Genomic DNA, 19410 nt, shown 5'->3' on the forward strand with positions numbered 1-19410 from the left:
ACCCGTACGTGCGCGAGCGCACGCAGGGGATGCGGGGCCGGGTCACCTCGGGCGCCGCCGGGCGGTCCTCCCGTGGGGGGTGGGGCCGCCCGGCGGCCACCAGCCGTCTCTCGTACGGCAGTTCACCCCCTCACTCGACACGCCGGTCGACGCGCCCGATGCGCCGGATTTTCCCGATGCCCCGTTTTCACACGGCCCGTGCGGTGGACAATCAGGGGCATGAACCAGCAGGGGGGACGACCCGCCCGTCACGAGGACGACTGGTGGGGGCAGCTGTACGACGACTCCACCCAGGACACGGGTCCCGCGGCAGCGCCCGATTCCCTGGACGACCGTTTCGCCTCGGCGAGGAACGCGGTGGCGGGGCGTACCCCGGACACCCCGGACCCGGGACCGGAGCAACGGGCACCGGCGGATCGGGCACCGGCGGCACAGGCACCGCCCGAGCCGGCACCGCCCGAACCGACGCCCCCGGAGCCCTCACCCCCGCCACCGTCCCCCGCGACAGCGGCCGTGCCGCCGCAGCGGACGGCCCCGGATCCCGAGCCGGAGCCGGCCCCCGCCGAGAGCGCACAGCCCGCCGACCCCGCGCCCCCCGCCCCCTCCCTCGACTACGTCGGCTCCGGTCCGCCCACCTACGACCCCGAGCCCACCGCGCTGCCCCTCGCCGACCCGGACGGGCTCGGGGAACTGGTCGCGGACACCGTGCTGGACGGCGCCCGGTACGGCACGTGCACGCTGCGGGCCGTCTCGCTGCGCGGGGACTCGGCCCGCTACCGGGGCGAGCCGCGCCGGGACGCGCTGCTCACTGCGCGGTTCGGGGCCGGCGAACAGGCACTGGTGCTCGTCGCGACGGCGACCGGTGCGCGGGGCGTCCCGGGTGCGCACCTGGCGGCGGCCGAGGCGTGCCGGTGGATCGGACAGGCCGTGGGCCGCAGCCACCGGCAGCTGGTGGAGGACATGCGGGCGGCCCGGCGCGGCGACCTGAAGTCCGGTCTGCACCGGCTCACCGACCGCGCCCTCGGCCGGCTCAAGGCGAGCGCCGCCGAACAGGGCCTGGACCCCGAGGAGCACACGGCGAGCCTGCGCTGTCTGCTGCTGCCGGCCGACCCGGACTGCCGTACCCGCGTGTTCTTCGGCGTCGGCGACGGCGGGCTGTTCCGGCTGCGGGACGGCGCCTGGCAGGACATCGAGCCGCGCCCGGCGCCCGACGGTGGCACCGGCGCCCCCGTCACCGGTGCCGGCTCCCCGCCCGAGCGCACCCCGGAGGGCGACCGGCCGACCATGGACCTCGGCATCCCGGCCCCGCCGAGCCCGTTCGAGCCGGCCACCGAGCCGGGCCCGCAGCCGCCCCGCGACCCGTTCCGGTTCCGGGCCTCGGTAGCCCGCCCGGGTGATGTGCTGGTGATGTGCTCGGCGGGCCTGGCCGACCCGCTGCGCGGCGAGCCCGCCCTCTGCGCCTACCTGGCCCGTCACTGGTCCGGCCGTACCCCGCCGGGCCTCGCCGCCTTCCTCGCCGACGCCCGGGTGCGGGTGAAGGGCTACGCCGACGACCGTACGGCGGCCGCCGTGTGGGAGGCGTGACGGCGGCCCCTGTGACTCCATGGAAGCATGGGCAAACAGAATGTGGCCGAGCAGTTCGTCGACATCCTCGTCCGCGCGGGGGTGCGCCGGCTGTACGGCGTCGTCGGCGACAGCCTCAACCCGGTGGTGGACGCCGTCCGCCGCAACGCCGCCATCGACTGGATCCACGTACGCCACGAGGAGACCGCCGCCTTCGCGGCCGGCGCGGAGGCCCAGATCACCGGGCGGCTGGCCGCGTGCGCGGGCTCCTGCGGACCGGGCAACCTGCACCTGATCAACGGCCTGTACGACGCCCACCGCTCGATGGCCCCGGTCCTCGCGCTCGCCTCGCACATCCCGGCCGGCGAGATCGGCCTCGGCTATTTCCAGGAGACCCACCCGGACCGGCTGTTCCAGGAGTGCAGCCACTACAGCGAACTGATCTCCAGCCCCCGGCAGATGCCCCGGCTGCTGCAGACCGCCATCCAGCACGCGGTCGGGCGGAGCGGGGTGAGCGTGGTGTCCCTGCCCGGGGACATCGCCGCCGAACCGGCCCCGGAGAAGACCGCGCAGAGCGCGCTCGTCACCTCCCGGCCCACCGTGCGGCCGGGCGACGCCGAGATCGACGCGCTCGCGGAGATGATCGACGCGGCCGGCAGGGTCACCCTGTTCTGCGGCAGCGGCACGGCCGGCGCCCACGCCGAGGTGATGGAGTTCGCCGGGCGGATCAAGTCCCCGGTCGGGCACGCGCTGCGCGGCAAGGAGTGGATCCAGTACGACAACCCGTACGACGTCGGCATGAGCGGACTGCTCGGCTACGGCGCCGCCTACGAGGCCACCCACGAGTGCGACCTGCTGATCCTGCTCGGCACCGACTTCCCGTACAACGCCTTCCTCCCCGACGACGTGCGGATCGCGCAGGTCGACGTGCGGCCCGAGGTGCTCGGCCGCCGCTCCCGGCTCGACCTCGCCGTGTGGGGCGATGCGCGCGAGACGCTGCGGTGCCTGATCCCGAGGGTGCGGGAGAAGACGGACCGGCGCTTCCTCGACCGGATGCTGAAGAAGCACGCGGACGCGCTGGAGGGCGTGGTCAAGGCCTACACCCGCAAGGTCGACAAGCACATCCCGATCCACCCCGAGTACGTGGCCGCCGTGCTGGACGAGGTCGCCGCCGACGACGCCGTGTTCACCGTCGACACCGGCATGTGCAACGTGTGGGCCGCCCGGTACATCTCGCCCAACGGCCGCCGCCGGATCATCGGTTCGTTCTCGCACGGGTCGATGGCGAACGCGCTGCCCATGGCGATCGGCGCGCAGTTCACCGACCGGCGCCGGCAGGTGGTCGCCATGTCCGGGGACGGTGGGTTCGCCATGCTGATGGGGGACTTCCTGACCCTCGTGCAGCACGATCTGCCGGTCAAGGTGGTGCTGTTCAACAATTCCTCGCTCGGCATGGTCGAGTTGGAGATGCTGGTCGCCGGACTTCCCTCGTACGGCACCGCCAACACCAATCCCGACTTCGCCGCCGTCGCCCGGGCCTGCGGCGCGTACGGGGTGCGGGTGGAGAAGCCCAAGCAGCTCGCCGGGGCGCTCAAGGACGCCTTCCGGCACAAGGGGCCGGCCCTGGTGGACGTCGTCACCGATCCCAACGCCCTGTCCATCCCGCCGCGGATCAGCGCCGAGATGGTCACCGGGTTCGCGCTGTCCGCCTCCAAGATCGTGTTGGACGGCGGGGTCGGCCGGATGCTCCAGATGGCCCGCTCCAACCTGCGCAACGTACCGCGGCCGTAGGGGGGTGATTTCGGCCAGTTTCACGCGACGTGACGATGCGACGGCAGCCGGTGCCGGAGGCGGCCGGACCGCTGTCACGGGGCGTCCGTGGCGTCCAGCGGCGCGCGGGGAGCCCGAGGCGTGGTCCGGGTGCGGCCGGGTGGTCGGCCGGGGTGGGGTGCGGATGTGGCCGAACCGCCGGTCATCGGGCATGTCCCAGGACTGGCCCGGAGCGTGCTGGGCAAGCATCCCCCGTGAACGTGTTCGACCAGGAGGGGCAGGGACCGGCGGCGTGCGGGCGGGGGTCATGAAGAGGCAGGCACGAGGCGGCGGTCCCTTGACCGTAGGGGCCTCCTCGGCGACTACGGGGGAAGAGACCGACACCATCACGGAGCACGCGCGACGGCTGAGGCGCAGGCTGGGCCGGGCGGACCTCAGGGCGGTCCCGGAGGCCCGCCGGGCGCTGCGCGAACTGCTGCGGCACTGGGGCAAGCCGGGCCGCTCGGAGATCGCCGAACTGCTCACCAGCGAACTCGTCACCAACGCGCTCGTCCACACCGACGACGACGCCGTTCTCACGGCCGTCGTGGAGGACGGCGGACTGCGCGTGGAGGTACGGGACTTCGTGGCCCGCAGACCCGAGCCGAGCGCGTCCAGCTCGGACGACGACACCCACGGCCGGGGCCTGCTGCTCGTCCAGTCCCTCGCCGACGCCTGGGGCGTACGGCCGCACGGGGTGGGCAAGTCGGTCTGGTTCGAACTCGACGCCGAGGCGGCCTGAACGACGACCCCGCAGCCGCGCGACGAGCGGCCCACCCGAGAACGCGACGAGCGACACGGGCCCACGCCGGGCGAAGTGGTCCGGTACCGGACCCGGTCCGACCGGTGCGTACCCGGATACGGAGAGCAGCGTGGACCTGGGCGGGCCGGGCGACGCGACCGGGAACCAGGGCGAGTGGCGCGGTCCCGGGGCGGGCGGAGTGGTCGGGGATCGGGGTGGACGGTGCGGCGGCCGGATGGGAAGAGTGGCGCAGACCCAGAGCAGGCCGGGCGACGCGGCCGCGAACCAGGGCGAGTGGCACGGGCCCGGGACGGGCCATGCGGCCGGGGAGCGGGGTGAGCGGGCCGTGGAGGGGGAGCGGCGCGGGGGGCCGGATGGGGAAGGCTCTGGGGCGGGGTGGGTGGCGCGGCCGGGGAGCGGGTGCGAGGGGCGGGCTCCGGCGTGTGCGGGAGTCAGAGGCAGCGGGGCGGGGGCGGGACTCGTGTGGTCGGGTCCCGCCCCGTTGCCGTGGTCTTCGTGGGGGTGGGTCAGCCGAACTGCTGCTCCAGGTCCTTGAGCTTGCGCTCCAGGGAGTCCAGGCGCGGCAGGGCCATGGTGTCGTCCTCGGCGGTGAGGTCGACGGTCACCGGTTCAGCCCCGGTGGGAACCGGCTGAAGGGAGGGCCGAGCGCGGACGGGCAGCTGCTCCGCGGTCGATATGGCAGGCTCCGCAGTCGCCGGCGCCGGCCCGCGCTCCACCTGGACCTCGACCTCCCGGCCGGCCCCCCGGCCGACGAAGCCCCGGTGGCCCCGGCTGATCGCCTTCAGCTGGGCGCGCTCCACGCGCTGCTGGTCCCGCCGCCGCTGCCGGGCCTCTTCCTTCTGCCGCCTGTCCTCGCGGGCCTCCTCGACGGCCTCGTCGAGGCTGCGCACGCCCTCCAGGAGCATCAGCGACCAGGCCCGGTAGGTCTCGCGGGGAGCCCGCACCCAGCGCACGATGCGGATCTGCGGCAGCGGACGCGGCACCAGGCCCTGCTCGCGCAGCGCGGCCCGGCGGGTCTGCTTCAGCGCGCGGTCGAACAGCACGGCGGCCGACAGCGACATGCCGGAGAAGAACTGCGGCGCACCGGCGTGTCCCACGCCGCGCGGCGCGTGCACCCAGTTGAACCAGGCGGCGGCGGCCGCGAACAGCCAGACCAGTATCCGGGAACCGAGGGCCGCGTCACCGTGGCTGGCCTCGCGCACCGCGAGGACGGAGCAGAACATCGCCGCGCCGTCGAGGCCGAACGGCACCAGGTACTGCCAGCCGTCGGTCAGTCCCAGGTTCTGTTCGCCGAAGCCGACGAGGCCGTGGAAGGACAGGGCTGCCGCCACCGCCGCACAGCAGAACAACAGGACGTAGGAGGCGGTGCCGTAGATGGCCTCCTTGCGTCTGCGACGCTCCTCGCTGCGCTCCCAGGAGTCGTCCGCGCTCGCGTTCTCCCCGGAGGAGCGCTTGCCGCGCGCGAGCACCGCCACCGCCGCCAGCATGCCCAGGAGCAGTACGGCGCCCGGAAGCAACCAGTTCAGCGATATGTCGGTCAGTCTCATCAGGGGTCCCTTGCATTGGGATAGGGCGTAACGCCCGCCATAGTGGCCCACTCCCGAGGGCCCTCAGGGGGTTTCGGGGCAAGAGGCCGCCAAGAAGGTGCAAGGGGATGCCCAGGGCGGCGTTCTGCTCGAACTTCCGCGTGAGGGGCGGGAGTTGAGTTCGAATAAGACTACCCGTACGGGTGGTTCCGCGGAAAGTTCCCGCGACGGGTGAGGAATGTGTGAATCACTGTCGGAGGGCTGGTCCGGGGCGGGTGGTCCGGTGGCCGGGATCCTAGTGGACGAGCGGGTGTGCTCCCGACCTGATGACCCATCAAGCAGCCGCGGACACCGCCGCGTTGGCGATCCGCTCGCGGTCGCAGGTGCGCGGACAGGTGGCGCAGGTGTCCTCCGGGCGAACGGTGTAGAACATGCAGCAGCTCGCCCGGTCCCGGGTGTGCAGCGGCGCGCCGTCCGGCCCGGTCAGCGTCCGGAACCCCGCGGAACCGGCGTACGGCAGGGTCGCCCCCGGCAGCAGCAGCTCCAGCTCCCGCACGGCCCGCGCCGCCTCCCGCTCGCCGAGCAGCCGGGCGACGTACCACAGCCCCTCCACGACCTCGTCGGTCGCCATGCCCCACAGCGCGCGCCCGCGCCGCCGCATCCGCGGCCCGAAGGCGGCGAGCACCGGCTCCAGGTGCTCGGCCACGGCCGCCCGCACCGCGGCCCGCAGCGCCTCCTCGTCCGCCACGACCACCGTGCCGGGCAGTGCTGCGGCCGGGTCGCCGGGCAGACAGGCCACGGAGGCGGGGCGGCGTACGGCCATCCGGCCGGCGGTGCGGTCGTACGAGACGTGGGTCACGGGCAGCCGGGGCACCCGGCGGTGCAGGAACCACGGGACGGTGATCAGCAGACAGGCCGCCCAGGCGTAGCGGTGCAGACCGAAGCTCGCGACGACGTCCGGGCGGGCCGGGCGGCCGTGGTCCCGCACCACCTGGGCCGCGTCCCAGGCCAGGAAGGCGTCCAGCTCCGCGCCGCCCGCCGCGAGCCCGGCGGCGGCCGTCCAGCCCGCGCCCGCGGGCGCCTCCTCGTCCGGGCCCAGCTCGGTCACGGTCAGCCCCGGGAAGGCCACGGCGAGGCGGTCGTACGCGGCGGTGAGCGGCGTGGCCGCAGCGGGCATGGCGGAACCAGCCTCCTCGGACGCGTCCGCGAGCGCGGACCGGGCTGAACAGGTAAGCCTTACCTTACCCAAGGTTGTCGGAGTTTGAACTGTCGCCCACTGCGCCTAAGGTGCTTGACGGGCAAGCGACAACCCGTCGTTAATGACCCCAAGTACCGACAAGCCGCCAGGAGGACCCGTGAAGCAGGGCGTGCAGGGCTCCCCGGGCACGCCGGCCGCCCGGGTGCCGGCGCAGCAGCGCCCGGCCGCCGACTGCGCACCGGCCCGGGAGCGGGACGCCGCGGTGCCGGACGCGGCGCGGGGCGAGCACACCCATGGCGAGCGGCCGGCGCCCGGGCCGCGGGCCGCGGTGCAGCGGTCCTCGGTGCGCGGGCAGATCCTGGACGCGCTGCGCACGGCACTGGTCACCGGTGAGCTGAAGCCGGGCGAGGTCTACTCGGCGCCGGTGCTCGGGGAACGCTTCGGCGTCTCGGCCACGCCCGTGCGGGAGGCCATGCAGCAGCTCGCGCTGGAGGGCGCCGTCGAGGTCGTGCCCAACCGCGGCTTCCGGGTGGTCGAACGCGGGGCGCGGGAGCTGGCCGAGCTGGCGGAGGTGCGCGCGCTGATCGAGGTGCCGGTGATGGCGCGGCTGGCCCGTACGGTGCCGGCCGAGCGGTGGGCCGAGCTGCGGCCGCTGGCGGAGGAGACGGTCCGCACGGCGGCCTCCGGCTGCCCGGCGGCGTACGCGGAGTCCGACCGGTCCTTCCACCGGGCCCTGCTCGCCCTGTCGGGCAACGAGCAACTGGTCCGCATCGCCGAGGACCTGCACCGGCGGTCCCAGTGGCCCCCGGTGCGGCGGGGACGGGCCGAGCTGCTCGCCGACGCGGCGGAGCATCTCGCGCTGCTGGACGCGCTGGTCTCGGGGGACGTGGACGCGGTGCGCAGGCTCGTGGGCGGGCACTTCGCGGGCGCGGGCTGACTCTTTGCGGGAGCCGCCGTAAAGCCTCACGGGGAGCCGCCGTAGGGCTTCACGGGGAGCCGCCGCGGAGGGTGCGGGCCGGCTGCCGTGCGCGGGCGCGTGGTGCCCGCTCGCGCAGTTCCCCGCGCCCCCCTCGGGGGTTGCGGCCGACGCGCCTCGAAGGGGCGCGGGCTGAGTTTTTGCGGGGAGCCGCCGTAGGGCTTCGCGGGGAGCCGCCGCGGAGGGTGCGGGCCGGCTGCCGTGCGCGGGCGCGGGGAACTGCGCGACCAGCCCCCACCGGCTCGCGGACGGCGACGCACCCGGAGGCACACCCCTCACCCCGAGCCGCGTCTCACCCCGCGCCCCCCTACGCCGTCGCCGCCCCCGGCGCAGGCGGTGCCAACTGCTGCGCCAGCCACGTCGGAACCCCGCCGAGCAGCCGGAACAGGCGGCGGGCCTCCTCGCGGAGGCGGGACGCCTCGGGTTCCTCCTCCGTGTCGGCCAGGGAGACCAGCGCCGGCGCCGTGCCCACCAGGTAGCCCAACTCCTCCCGGATGCGCAGGGATTCGGCGAAGCCGTGCCGCGCCTCCGCCAACTCGCCGTCCCGCAGCGCGAGTCCCGCCAGGTGACGCCAGGTGAAGGACAGCAGCAGCGGGTCGGCGTTGGTCATGGCGGCGGCGTGCGCGCGCCGGAACGCGGCGCGGGCAGCCTGCGGGGCGCCCGCCAGGTTCTGGGCCACCAGCCCGCGCCGGAAGTCCAGCAGCGCCCGCCCCGGAGCCCCCGGCGGGACCAGCGCCGCCGCCCGGCCCAGCGCGGCCCGCGCCTCGTCGGCCCGGTCGCGCACGGCGAGCAGGGTGGCGGCGTAGGCGAGGTAGCCGCGTTCGCAGGCGGCGGCCCCCCGCTCCTCGTCGCTGTGGGCCAGCGCCTCCGCCGTGCGCAGCGCGTCCTCCGCCTCCTCCCAGCCCCGCTCGGTGTACAGGCACCGTTCGACCAGCAGGGCGGCCCGCTGCAGCGCCGGGGCGGGACGGTCGGCGGGCAGCAGGGCCGCCGCGTCGGCCCAGCAGGCCCGGCTGCGCAACCGCCATACCGCGGTCTGGAGCGGATCGTCACCGGTGGTTCCGTTACCAGACATGGCGGTATGCGCCACGTTGCCCTCCCCGAGCGCGCCATCGAGCTGTTGAGTGGTGGCGGCATTCCAGCACCAATCGCGGTGCCCGGCCAAGAGGGTGGGTGAAAGAATTCACAAAGTAGTGGGGTGCGGGCGTGACCGGTTCCCGCCGCCGCGCGCCCCCGCCGACCGCGCCTGACCTCAGCTCATGCGCAGGGCCAGGAAGAAGTCGAGCTTGTCCTCCAGGCGGGACAGGTCCCGTCCCGTCAACTGCTCGATCCTTCCCACCCGGTAGCGCAGCGTGTTGACGTGCAGGTGGAGCCGGGTGGCGCAGCGGGTCCAGGAGCCGTCGCAGTCGAGGAACGCCTCGAGGGTCGGGATCAGCTCGGCCCGGTGCCGGCGGTCGTAGTCCTTCAGCGGGTCCAGCAGCCGGGCGGTGAAGGCGCGGCGGACGTCGTCCGGGACGAACGGCAGCAGCAGCACGTGGCTGGCCAGCTCCTGGTGGCCGGCCGCGCAGACCCGGCCGGTGCGGGCGGCGGCGACCCGGCGGGCGTGCCGGGCCTCCTCCAGGGCGCCGCGCAGGCCCTCCGCCGAGTGCACGGCCGCGCTGACGCCGAGGGTGAGCCGGCCGTCGTCGTCGAGGCCCGCCGACAGCGGCTCGCGCACCGACTGCAGCAGGGCGTCGGCGAGCAGGCCGGTCTCCGAGCCGTCGGGCTCGGTGGCGACCGCGGGCAGCGGGACCAGGGCGATCGCCTCGTCGCCGGTGTGCGCGACGGCGATCCGGTCGGACGGCTCGGGGCCGGTCGCCAGCGGGTCGACCAGCACCTCCTCCAGCAGGGACTGGGCGACCGGGCCGCCCTCGACCCCGTCCCCGTCCCACTCCACCCGGGCCACCACGACCTGCCAGTGCGGGGCCGCCCCGAGGCCGGGCAGCAGCACCGGCGCCGCCACCCGCAGCCGGGCGGCGATCTCGGCCGGCGCGGCACCCGTCTGCACCAGCTCCAGCACCTCCTGGGCGAGCCGGCGCCGGACCGTGCGGGCCGCGTCCCGGCGGTCCCGCTCGACGGCGATCAGCTGGGTGACGCCCTGGAGCAGGTCCAGGCGCTCCCCGGGCCAGTCGCCGGCGTCGGCCTCCACCGCCAGCAGCCAGTCCGACAGGACCGTCTCGCGCACGTCACGGGAGGCCTGCGGGGAGCGGCCGGAGGAGCGGATCGGGAAGAGGGAGTACGTGGTGCCCTGCAGCTGGACCCGGTGCGGGCCGCGGCGGCCGGTGCGGGTGGCCGCCAGGTGCTCGGCGGCGAGCCGGCCGCAGGTCTCGGCGGGCAGCGCCGGGCCCGCGACCTTGGATCCGGCGATCAGCCGGCCGGTGGGGGAGAGCACCCAGGCGCGCAGGTCCAGGTCGGAGCCGAGCAGGTCCAGTACCACGTCCGGGCCGCCGCCCGCCGGCCCCGCGGTCATCATCCGGCGGTGCCGGTCCACGACGGCCGCGAGGTCGCCGGCGCGCTCGCCGGAGACCTGCCGGACCACGTGCTCGGTGATGGTGGCGAACGCCACCGACTCGTGCACCGCGAACAGCGGCAGCCGGTGCCGGGCGCAGGCCAGCACCAGGTCGTCCGGGATGTCGCCCAGCTCGGCCTCGCCGGCCGCGAGGGCGGCGACGCCGGCCTGCACCAGGATCCGCACGAAGGGCTCGGAGTCGTCGGCGTCCCGGCGCCAGGCCAGGCCGGTCAGCACCAGCTCGCCGCCGGAGAGGTAGCGGCTCGGGTCGCGCAGGTCGGTGGTCATGACCCCGCGGACCGTGCGGTCCAGCTCGTCCTCGCCGCCGAGCAGCCGCAGGCCCAGCGCGTCGGTGTCCAGCAGTGCGCGCAGCCGCATCTCGTCGCCGCCGTTCTTTGTCTCGAAACCTACGATGGATCTTGGAGGGGGGCCGGGACGGGGCCCGACGACCGGCCGCACCGGCCGGAAACCGGGCTTGCCACGCCGTTACCTGCGTTTCCCGAGGAAAACGGAGAGGTTACCGATGACCTCCGTTCATACGAATCTACAAGATGCTCGCCCTGGCCAGCGAACTCCTTCATGGTTTCGGTGACTGACCCCGCCGGAGTACAGGGCGGTGTACTGAGGCCACTCCGCGTTAACAGCACATGAACGAGCCGGGCCCGCCGCACACGGATTGGCTCAATCTGCACGACTTCAAGAGCACTGAGACGAAGAAGAGAGCCGGTCATGGACTTCCTTCGCCCCGCCAGCTGGGAGGAGGCGCTCGCCGCTAAGGCCGAGCACCCCACCGCTGTGCCGATTGCGGGTGGCACCGATGTGATGGTCGAGATCAACTTCGACCACCGCCGGCCCGAGTACCTCCTCGACCTGAACCGCATCGGCGACCTCTACGAGTGGGAGGTCGGCGAGGACACCGTACGGCTGGGTGCCTCGGTCCCGTACTCCAGGATCATGGAGAACCTCCGTGCCGAGCTGCCGGGCCTGGCGCTCGCCTCGCACACGGTCGCCTCCCCGCAGATCCGCAACCGCGGCGGCGTCGGCGGCAACCTCGGCACGGCGTCGCCCGCCGGCGACGCCCACCCCGCCCTCCTCGCGGCCGGCGCCGAGGTCGAGGTGGCGTCGGCGGCCCGCGGCACCCGGCTGATCCCGATCGACGCGTTCTACACGGGCGTCAAGCGCAACGCGCTCCAGCCCGACGAGCTGATCCGCGCCGTCCACGTCAGGAAGGCCGACGGCCCGCAGCAGTACTCCAAGGTCGGCACCCGCAACGCCATGGTCATCGCCGTGTGCGCCTTCGGGCTCGCCCTGCACCCGCGGACCCGGACCGTGCGCACCGGCATCGGCTCGGCCGCCCCCACCCCGGTGCGGGCCCAGGCCGCCGAGGAGTTCCTGAACGCGGCGCTGGAGGAGGGCGGCTTCTGGGACAACGGGAAGATCATCACCCCGTCGGTCGCCAAGCAGTTCGCGGACCTGTGCTCGGCCGCCTGCAACCCGATCGACGACGTCCGGGGCACCGCGAGCTACCGCCGGCACGCGGTCGGCGTGATGGCCCGCCGGACGCTGACCTGGACCTGGGAGTCGTACCGCGGCGCCCGCCGCGCATCCGAGGGAGCTGCGTAATGCGTGTCAACTTCACCGTCAACGGACGTCCGCAGGAGGCCGACGACGTCTGGGAGGGCGAGTCCCTGCTGTACGTCCTGCGCGAGCGCCTCGGCCTGCCGGGCTCCAAGAACGCCTGCGAGCAGGGCGAGTGCGGCTCCTGCACCGTGCGCCTGGACGGCGTGCCGGTCTGCTCCTGCCTGGTCGCGGCCGGCCAGGTCGAGGGCCGTGACGTGGTGACCGTCGAGGGCCTCGCGGACCACGCCAAGCAGCGCGCCGAGGGCGGCTGCGCGTCGGGCGCCTGCGGTACGACCCTCCAGGACGCACAACTGGGGGTCCCCCCGGGCGAAGCCTGGGGGAGGCAGGCGAAGGGCACCGACTCGCAGACCGGCGAGGGCACCGAACTCTCCCTGATCCAGCAGGCGTTCATCGACGCCGGCGCCGTCCAGTGCGGCTTCTGCACCCCGGGCCTGCTGGTCGCCGCCGACGAGATGCTGGAGCGGAACCCGAACCCGACCGACGCGGACATCCGCGAGGCGCTGTCGGGCAACCTGTGCCGCTGCACGGGCTACGAGAAGATCATGGACGCGGTCCGCCTCGCGGCCGCCCGCCAGTCCGAGGGGGTCTGACCATGCCGACCAACGGCGCACCCACGAAGATCACGCAGGGGTCGCAGACCAAGGGCGGCATCGGCGAGTCCACGCTCCGCCCGGACGGCACCCTGAAGGTCACCGGCGAGTTCGCGTACTCGTCCGACATGTGGCACGAGGACATGCTGTGGGGCCAGATCCTGCGCTCCACCGTCGCGCACGCCGAGATCGTGTCGATCGACACCTCCGAGGCCCTCGCCCTGCCGGGCGTGTACGCCGTCATGACGTACGACGACCTGCCCACCGAGGTGAGGAACTACGGCCTGGAGATCCAGGACACCCCGGTCCTCGCGCACGGCAAGGTGCGCCACCACGGCGAGCCGGTCGCGATCGTCGCCGCCGACCACCCGGAGACCGCCCGCCGCGCCGCCGCCAAGATCAAGGTGGACTACAAGGAGCTGCCCGTCATCACCGACGAGGCCTCCGCGACCGCCCCGGACGCCATCCTCGTCCACGAGAACCGCGACGACCACCACTCCGGGCACGTCCCGCACCCGAACATCGTGCACCGCCAGCCGATCGTCCGCGGCGACGTGGAGGCGGCGCGCAGGCGGGCCGACGTGATCGTCGAGGGCGAGTACACGTTCGGCATGCAGGACCAGGCCTTCCTCGGCCCCGAGTCCGGCCTCGCCGTGCCCGAGGAGGACGGCGGTGTCCACCTGTACATCGCCACCCAGTGGCTCCACTCCGACCTGCGCCAGATCGCGCCCGTCCTCGGCCTGCCCGAGGAGAAGGTGCGCATGACGCTGGCCGGCGTCGGCGGCGCGTTCGGCGGCCGCGAGGACCTGTCGATGCAGATCCACGCCTGCCTGCTGGCCCTGCGCACCGGCAAGCCCGTGAAGATCGTCTACAACCGGTTCGAGTCCTTCTTCGGGCACGTCCACCGCCACCCGGCCAAGCTGTACTACGAGCACGGCGCCACCAAGGACGGCAAGCTCACCCACCTGAAGTGCCGGATCGTCCTGGACGGCGGCGCCTACGCCTCCGCCTCCCCGGCGGTCGTCGGCAACGCCTCCTCGCTGTCCGTCGGCCCGTACGTCGTGGACGACGTCGACATCGAGGCCATCGCCCTCTACACCAACAACCCGCCCTGCGGCGCCATGCGCGGCTTCGGCGCGGTCCAGGCGTGCTTCGCCTACGAGGCGCAGATGGACAAGCTGGCGAAGAAGCTCGGCATGGACCCGGTGGAGTTCCGGCAGCTGAACGCGATGGAGCAGGGCACCATCATGCCGACGGGCCAGCCCGTCGACTCGCCCGCCCCCGTCGCCGAACTGCTGCGCCGCGTCAAGGCGATGCCCCTGCCGCCCGAGCGCCAGTGGGAGTCCAGCGAGGGCGCCGACGTACGGCAGCTGCCCGGCGGTCTGTCCAACACCACCCACGGCGAAGGCGTCGTACGAGGTGTGGGCTACGCGGTGGGCATCAAGAACGTCGGCTTCTCCGAGGGCTTCGACGACTACTCCACCGCCAAGGTGCGCATGGAGGTCATCAACGGGGAGCCGGTCGCGACCGTGCACACCGCGATGGCGGAGGTCGGCCAGGGCGGTGTCACCGTCCACGCGCAGATCGCCCGCACCGAGCTGGGCGTCGCCCAGGTGACCATCCACCCCGCCGACACGCAGGTCGGTTCGGCCGGTTCGACGTCCGCGTCCCGTCAGACGTACGTCACCGGTGGCGCCGTGAAGAACGCCTGCGAGCTGGTCCGCGAGAAGGTCCTGGAGATCGGCCGGCGCAGGTTCGGCTCCTACCACCCGGCCTGGGCCACCGCCGAACTCCTGCTGGAGGGCGGCAAGGTCGTCACCGACGGCGGCGAGGTCCTCGCCGACCTGGTCGACGTCCTGCAGGGCGAGGCCGTGGAGGTCGAGGAGGAGTGGCGGCACCGGCCGACCGAGCCCTTCGACCTGCGCACCGGCCAGGGCAACGGACACGTCCAGTACTCCTTCGCCGCCCACCGCGCGGTGGTCGAGGTCGACACCGAACTCGGCCTGGTCAAGGTGATCGAGCTGGCCTGCGCCCAGGACGTCGGCAAGGCGCTCAACCCGCTCTCCGTCGTCGGCCAGATCCAGGGCGGTACGACCCAGGGCCTGGGCGTGGCCGTCATGGAGGAGATCATCGTCGACCCGAAGACGGCGAAGGTCAGGAACCCCTCCTTCACGGACTACCTGATCCCCACCATCCTCGACACGCCGACCATCCCGGTCGACGTGCTCGAACTCGCCGACGACCACGCCCCCTACGGGCTCCGTGGCATCGGCGAGGCCCCGACCCTGTCGTCCACCCCGGCCGTCCTCGCGGCGATCCGGAACGCGACCGGGCTGGAGCTCAACCGCACTCCGGTACGGCCCGAGCACCTCACGGGGACCGAGTAACACCCACCGCTCTCCGGGCGGCGCAGGGAACGTCACACACTCCACGCGCCGCCCGGAGGAACCCTCTTTGAGTTCCGCTCCGCTCGCGGTCCTTGAAGTACCAGGAAATTCGTTCGTCTCGGGCCGTCCCCCGGGTCGTCCATTCCCAAATCCCGTGCCCCGCAAGGACGGCCGCACGGGTGCCCCTGTGAACCTTGGGAGATGGCACCATGACCCAGCAGTCAGTGGAGCCGAGGACCGCAGCCGACGACGCCGGGGATGGCACCCGCGTCCCGGCAGGGCGGTCCTGGCTCGACCGGTACTTCCACATATCCAGACGAGGATCCACGGTCGCACGAGAGGTGCGCGGCGGCATCACCACCTTCATGGCGATGGCGTACATCCTCCTGCTCAACCCCCTCATCCTGTCCGGCAAGGACGCGGCGGGGGACACGCTCGGCCAGAAGGCGCTGATCACCGCGACCGCGTTCGCGGCGGCCTTCACCACGCTGCTGATGGGTTTCGTCGGCAAGGTGCCGCTCGCCCTCGCCGCCGGCCTCTCCGTCTCCGGCGTCCTGTCCTCGCAGGTCGCCCCCGCCATGACCTGGCCGCAGGCCATGGGCATGTGCGTGATGTACGGCGTGGTCATCATGCTGCTGGTCGTCACCGGCCTGCGCGAGATGATCATGAACGCGATCCCGCTCGCGCTCAAGCACGGCATCACCATGGGCATCGGCCTGTTCATCGCCCTCATCGGCTTCTACAAGTCCGGCTTCGTGCACCAGGGCAAGGCCACCCCGGTCACCCTCGGCCCCGCCGGCGAACTCACCGGCTGGCCGGTGCTGCTCTTCGCCGGCACCCTGCTGCTGATCTTCATGCTGCAGGCCCGGAACGTCCCCGGCGCCATCCTCATCGGCATCGTCTCCGGCACGGTCGTCGCCGCCGTCCTCAACGGGCTCGGCGTCATCGCCCCCGAGGAGTGGGCCAACGGCGCGCCCGAGCTGCACGGCGCGGTCTCGCTGCCCGACTTCTCGCTCTTCGGGCACGTCGAGTTCGGCGGCTGGGGCAAGGTCGGCGCGATGACGGTCGGCATGATCGTCTTCACCCTGGTGCTCGCCGGCTTCTTCGACGCGATGGCCACCATCATCGGCGTCGGCACCGAGGCCAACCTCGCCGACGACAAGGGCCGGATGCCGGGCCTGTCCAAGGCGCTGTTCATCGACGGCGCCGGCGGCGCGATCGGCGGTGTGGCGGGCGGCTCCGGCCAGACGGTGTTCATCGAGTCGGCCACCGGCGTCGGCGAGGGCGCCCGCACCGGACTCGCCTCCGTCGTCACCGGCCTTTTCTTCGCGGCCTGCCTGTTCTTCACGCCGGTCACCGCGATCGTCCCGCAGGAGGTCGCCTCCGCCGCCCTGGTCGTCATCGGCGCCCTGATGCTGATGAACGCCCGGCACGTGGACTGGGCCGACCGCGCGACCGCCATCCCCGTCTTCCTGACCGTCGTCCTGATGCCGTTCACGTACACCATCACCACCGGTGTCGCCGCGGGCGTCATCTCCTACGTCGCCATCAAGGCGGCCCAGGGCAAGGCCCGCGAGATCGGCGCGTTCATGTGGGGCCTGACGGTCGTGTTCCTCGTCTACTTCGCCCTCCATCCCATCGAGGGCTGGCTGGGCGTCCACTAGCCCCCGCCCGCAGTCCTTCCCGCAACCCGTTAGGAGACCGACAGATGCTGGACATCGCCGAGGAGCTGAACCGGTGGGTCGAGCAGGGCCGTGACTTCGCCGTCGCCACCGTGGTGGCCGTCGGCGGCAGCGCCCCGCGACAGCCCGGCGCCGCCCTCGCGGTGGACGCCGACGGAACGGCGATCGGCTCGGTCTCCGGCGGGTGCGTGGAGGGCGCCGTGTACGAGCTGTGCCGGCAGGCCCTGGAGGACGGCGAGACCGTCCTGGAGCGCTTCGGCTACAGCGACGAGGACGCCTTCGCCGTCGGCCTGACCTGTGGCGGCGTCATCGACATCCTCGTCACCCCGGTCCGGGCGGACGGTCCCGCCCGGCCGGTGGTCGCGGCAGCGCTGGCCGCCGCCGCCCGAGGGGAGGCGGCGGCGGTCGCGCGGATCGCCGACGGCCCGGCGCGGCTGCGGGGCCGGGCCCTGCTGGTCCGCCCCGACGGCTCGTACGACGGCGGTTTCGGCGCCCACCCCGAGCTGGACCGCACGGTCGCCGCCGAGGCCGGCGCCTTCCTGGACGCGGGCCGCACCGGCACGCTGGAGATCGGCGAACAGGGCTCGCGCTGCGGCGCCCCGCTCACGGTCCTGGTGGAGTCCTCCGTCCCCGCACCCCGGATGATCGTCTTCGGGGCGATCGACTTCGCCTCGGCACTGGTCCGGATCGGCAGGTTCCTGGGCTACCACGTCACCGTGTGCGACGCCCGCCCGGTGTTCGCCACCCGCACCCGCTTCCCCGAGGCCGACGAGATCGTCGTGCAGTGGCCCCACGAGTACCTGGCGCAGACCGCGGTGGACGGCCGTACCGTCCTGTGCGTCCTCACCCACGACGCCAAGTTCGACGTGCCGCTGCTGAAGCTGGCGCTGCGGCTGCCGGTCGCCTACGTCGGAGCGATGGGCTCCCGCCGCACCCACCTGGACCGCAACGAGCGCCTGCGCGCGGTCGGCGTCACCGAGCTGGAGCTGGCCCGGCTGCGCTCCCCGATCGGCCTCGACCTCGGCGCCCGGACGCCCGAGGAGACGGCGCTGTCCATCGCGGCGGAGATCGTCGCGGGCCGGCGCGGCGGCAGCGGGGTGTCGCTGACCGGCGCGCACACTCCCATCCACCACGACACGGCCGCGCTGCCCGGGCCGCGGATCGGGTCGGTCGCCTGAAAAGGCTTTGCCCGCCGCCCGCGCCGCTGTGTTCCATGACGGCATGGTGTCCCCCGACCGGCTGGCGGCCTTCGCGGCCCTGTCCTTCCTGCTCATCGTGGTCCCCGGCCCCAGCGTCCTGTTCGTGATCGGCCGGGCCCTGGCGCACGGCCGCCGGGCCGCGCTGACCACCGTCGCCGGCAACACGCTCGGCGCGTACGTGCTCGTCGTGGCCGTGGCGCTCGGTGTCGGAGCGGTCGTCGAGCGCTCGGTCCTCGTCTTCACCGCCCTCAAGCTCGCCGGGGCCGGCTATCTCGTGTACCTCGGCGTCAAGGCGTGGCGGCAGCGCGGCTCGCTGCGGACCGCCGTCGCGGAGTCCGGCCCCGCGCGCGGGGGCCTGCGCACCCTGGGGGAGGGGTTCGCGGTCGGCGTGGCCAACCCCAAGACCATGGTGTTCTTCGCCGCCGTGCTGCCGCAGTTCGTGGACCGGGCGCAGGGGCACGTCCCGGCGCAGATGCTGCTGCTCGGGCTGGTCTTCAACGCCATCGCGGTGCTCTCCGACGGCGTCTGGGGCCTCGCCGCCTCCTCCGCCCGGGACTGGTTCGCCCGGTCCCCCCGCCGCCTGTCCGCCGTCGGCGGCGCGGGCGGCCTGACGATGATCGGCCTCGGCGTGACGGTGGCACTGACCGGCCGCAAGGACTGAACACCGGCCCGAGGGGGAGCCCGCTCGACTGACGCCCGCCGGGACTCTCCGGTCACGTCCGAGGGGGGGTCGGCTGGCGCCGGCCTGGCTTGTCGGTCACGTTCGACGGGGGTCCGGCTGACGTCTGCCTGGCTTGTCGGTCACGTTCGACGGGGGTTCGGCTGGCGCCTGCCCGGCCTCTCGGCCACGTGCCACCGGTGTTCGGCTGGCGCCCCCCAGCCCCCCGGGCCGCGCTCCGCCCGGTCCTCCGGGTCACGCCCGCTCGGCCCCTGGCTCCGCTCGACTGGCTCCCGGGCCGTGCCCGCCCGGTCTCCCGGGCCGTGCCCGCCCGGTCTCCCGGGCCGCGCTCCGCCCGGCCCTCCGGGCCGTGCCCGCTCGGCATCCTGGCCCTGCCTGTCCGGCCCCTGGCTCCGCTCGACTGGCTCCCGGGACGTGCCCGCCCGGTCCGCCGGGCCGCGCTCCGCCCGGCCCTCCGGGCCGTGCCCGCTCGGCATCCTGGCCCTGCCTGTCCGGCCCCTGGCTCCGCTCGACTGGCTCCCGGGTCACGCCCGCCCGGTCTCCCGGGCCGCGCCCGACTGGCTCCCGGGCCGTGCCCGCCCGGTCCGCCGGGCCGCGCTCTGCCCGGCCCTCCGGGCCGTGCCCGCTCGGCATCCTGGCCCTGCCTGTCCGGCCCCTGGCTCTGCTCGACTGGCTCCCGGGCCGCGCTCCGCCCGGTCCCCCCGGGTCACGCCGCCCGGCCCCCGGGTCACGCCCGCCCGGTCTCCCGGGCCGCGCCCGACTGGCTCCCGGGACGTGCCCGCCCGGTCCGCCGGGCCGCGCTCCGCCCGGCCCTCCGGGCCGTGCCCGCTCGGCATCCTGGCCCTGCCTGTC

Annotated in this window: 14 protein-coding genes; 10 read left to right on the plus strand and 4 right to left on the minus strand. The window is 74.0% G+C overall.

The features are described 5' to 3' along the window. Window positions 1–219 precede the first annotated feature (219 nt). The 3 genes from ABZ923_RS03380 (at window position 220) to ABZ923_RS03390 (ending at window position 4114) form a co-directional block, all read left to right on the plus strand. A complete protein-coding gene (locus ABZ923_RS03380) occupies window positions 220–1584 on the plus strand; it encodes a protein phosphatase 2C domain-containing protein (RefSeq protein WP_361466157.1) in 1365 nt (454 codons plus the stop codon). Window positions 1585–1611: 27 nt separating this feature from the next. Continuing rightward, window positions 1612–3354, plus strand: a complete 1743-nt coding sequence (locus ABZ923_RS03385; protein ID WP_361466159.1) for a pyruvate dehydrogenase — start codon at window positions 1612–1614, stop codon at window positions 3352–3354. Window positions 3355–3670: 316 nt separating this feature from the next. Beyond that, window positions 3671–4114: an ATP-binding protein gene (locus tag ABZ923_RS03390; protein WP_361466162.1), complete on the plus strand. Its 444-nt coding sequence runs from the start codon at window positions 3671–3673 to the stop codon at window positions 4112–4114. Window positions 4115–4641: 527 nt separating this feature from the next. On the opposite strand, the gene ABZ923_RS03395 is transcribed toward ABZ923_RS03390, so the two are convergent. Together ABZ923_RS03395 and ABZ923_RS03400 are read right to left on the minus strand one after the other, a co-directional pair. Further along, entirely contained in the window at window positions 4642–5682 is a 1041-nt protein-coding gene (locus tag ABZ923_RS03395) for a DUF2637 domain-containing protein (RefSeq protein WP_361466165.1), read from the minus strand. A 313-nt stretch (window positions 5683–5995) separates the two neighbouring features. Beyond that, window positions 5996–6838 (minus strand): (2Fe-2S)-binding protein, encoded by an 843-nt coding sequence (locus ABZ923_RS03400; protein WP_361466168.1) that lies wholly within the window; start codon window positions 6836–6838, stop codon window positions 5996–5998. Between the two features lie 178 nt (window positions 6839–7016). Here ABZ923_RS03400 and ABZ923_RS03405 point away from each other — a divergent pair, with 178 nt between their 5' ends. Next, window positions 7017–7796, plus strand: a complete 780-nt coding sequence (locus tag ABZ923_RS03405; RefSeq protein ID WP_361466171.1) for a GntR family transcriptional regulator — start codon at window positions 7017–7019, stop codon at window positions 7794–7796. Between the two features lie 346 nt (window positions 7797–8142). Here the strand turns inward: ABZ923_RS03405 and ABZ923_RS03410 are convergent, their stop codons facing one another. Both ABZ923_RS03410 and ABZ923_RS03415 read right to left on the minus strand, forming a co-directional pair. Next, window positions 8143–8907, minus strand: coding sequence for a hypothetical protein (locus ABZ923_RS03410; RefSeq protein WP_361466173.1), 765 nt, complete (start codon window positions 8905–8907; stop codon window positions 8143–8145). Window positions 8908–9084: 177 nt separating this feature from the next. Then, window positions 9085–10758, minus strand: a complete 1674-nt coding sequence (locus ABZ923_RS03415; RefSeq protein ID WP_361466176.1) for a PucR family transcriptional regulator ligand-binding domain-containing protein — start codon at window positions 10756–10758, stop codon at window positions 9085–9087. A gap of 351 nt (window positions 10759–11109) precedes the next feature. On the opposite strand from ABZ923_RS03415, the gene ABZ923_RS03420 reads away from it, so the two are divergent. The 6 genes from ABZ923_RS03420 (at window position 11110) to ABZ923_RS03445 (ending at window position 18540) form a co-directional block, all read left to right on the plus strand. Next, the gene (locus ABZ923_RS03420; protein ID WP_361466178.1) at window positions 11110–12003 is read left to right on the plus strand and encodes an FAD binding domain-containing protein; all 894 of its coding nucleotides are present in this window, start codon (window positions 11110–11112) and stop codon (window positions 12001–12003) included. Next, the gene (locus ABZ923_RS03425; protein ID WP_361466181.1) at window positions 12003–12611 is read left to right on the plus strand and encodes a (2Fe-2S)-binding protein; all 609 of its coding nucleotides are present in this window, start codon (window positions 12003–12005) and stop codon (window positions 12609–12611) included. The genes ABZ923_RS03420 and ABZ923_RS03425 overlap by 1 nt, the downstream gene beginning before the upstream one ends. 2 nt (window positions 12612–12613) lie before the next feature. After that, window positions 12614–14998 carry a molybdopterin cofactor-binding domain-containing protein gene (locus tag ABZ923_RS03430; RefSeq protein ID WP_361466183.1) on the plus strand — a complete coding sequence of 795 codons (2385 nt, stop codon included), beginning with the start codon at window positions 12614–12616 and terminating at the stop codon, window positions 14996–14998. A 209-nt stretch (window positions 14999–15207) separates the two neighbouring features. Beyond that, on the plus strand, window positions 15208–16662 hold the full coding sequence (locus tag ABZ923_RS03435) for an NCS2 family permease (RefSeq protein ID WP_361466185.1): 1455 nt from the start codon (window positions 15208–15210) through the stop codon (window positions 16660–16662). Between the two features lie 44 nt (window positions 16663–16706). Next, complete coding sequence (locus ABZ923_RS03440) at window positions 16707–17858, plus strand: XdhC/CoxI family protein (RefSeq protein WP_361466187.1); 1152 nt, start codon at window positions 16707–16709, stop codon at window positions 17856–17858. A gap of 43 nt (window positions 17859–17901) precedes the next feature. Next, window positions 17902–18540 carry a LysE family translocator gene (locus ABZ923_RS03445; protein WP_361466190.1) on the plus strand — a complete coding sequence of 213 codons (639 nt, stop codon included), beginning with the start codon at window positions 17902–17904 and terminating at the stop codon, window positions 18538–18540. Window positions 18541–19410: the final 870 nt, after the last annotated feature.

This window comes from Streptomyces sp. NPDC046881, from assembly GCF_040645015.1.
Classification (GTDB): domain Bacteria; phylum Actinomycetota; class Actinomycetes; order Streptomycetales; family Streptomycetaceae; genus Streptomyces.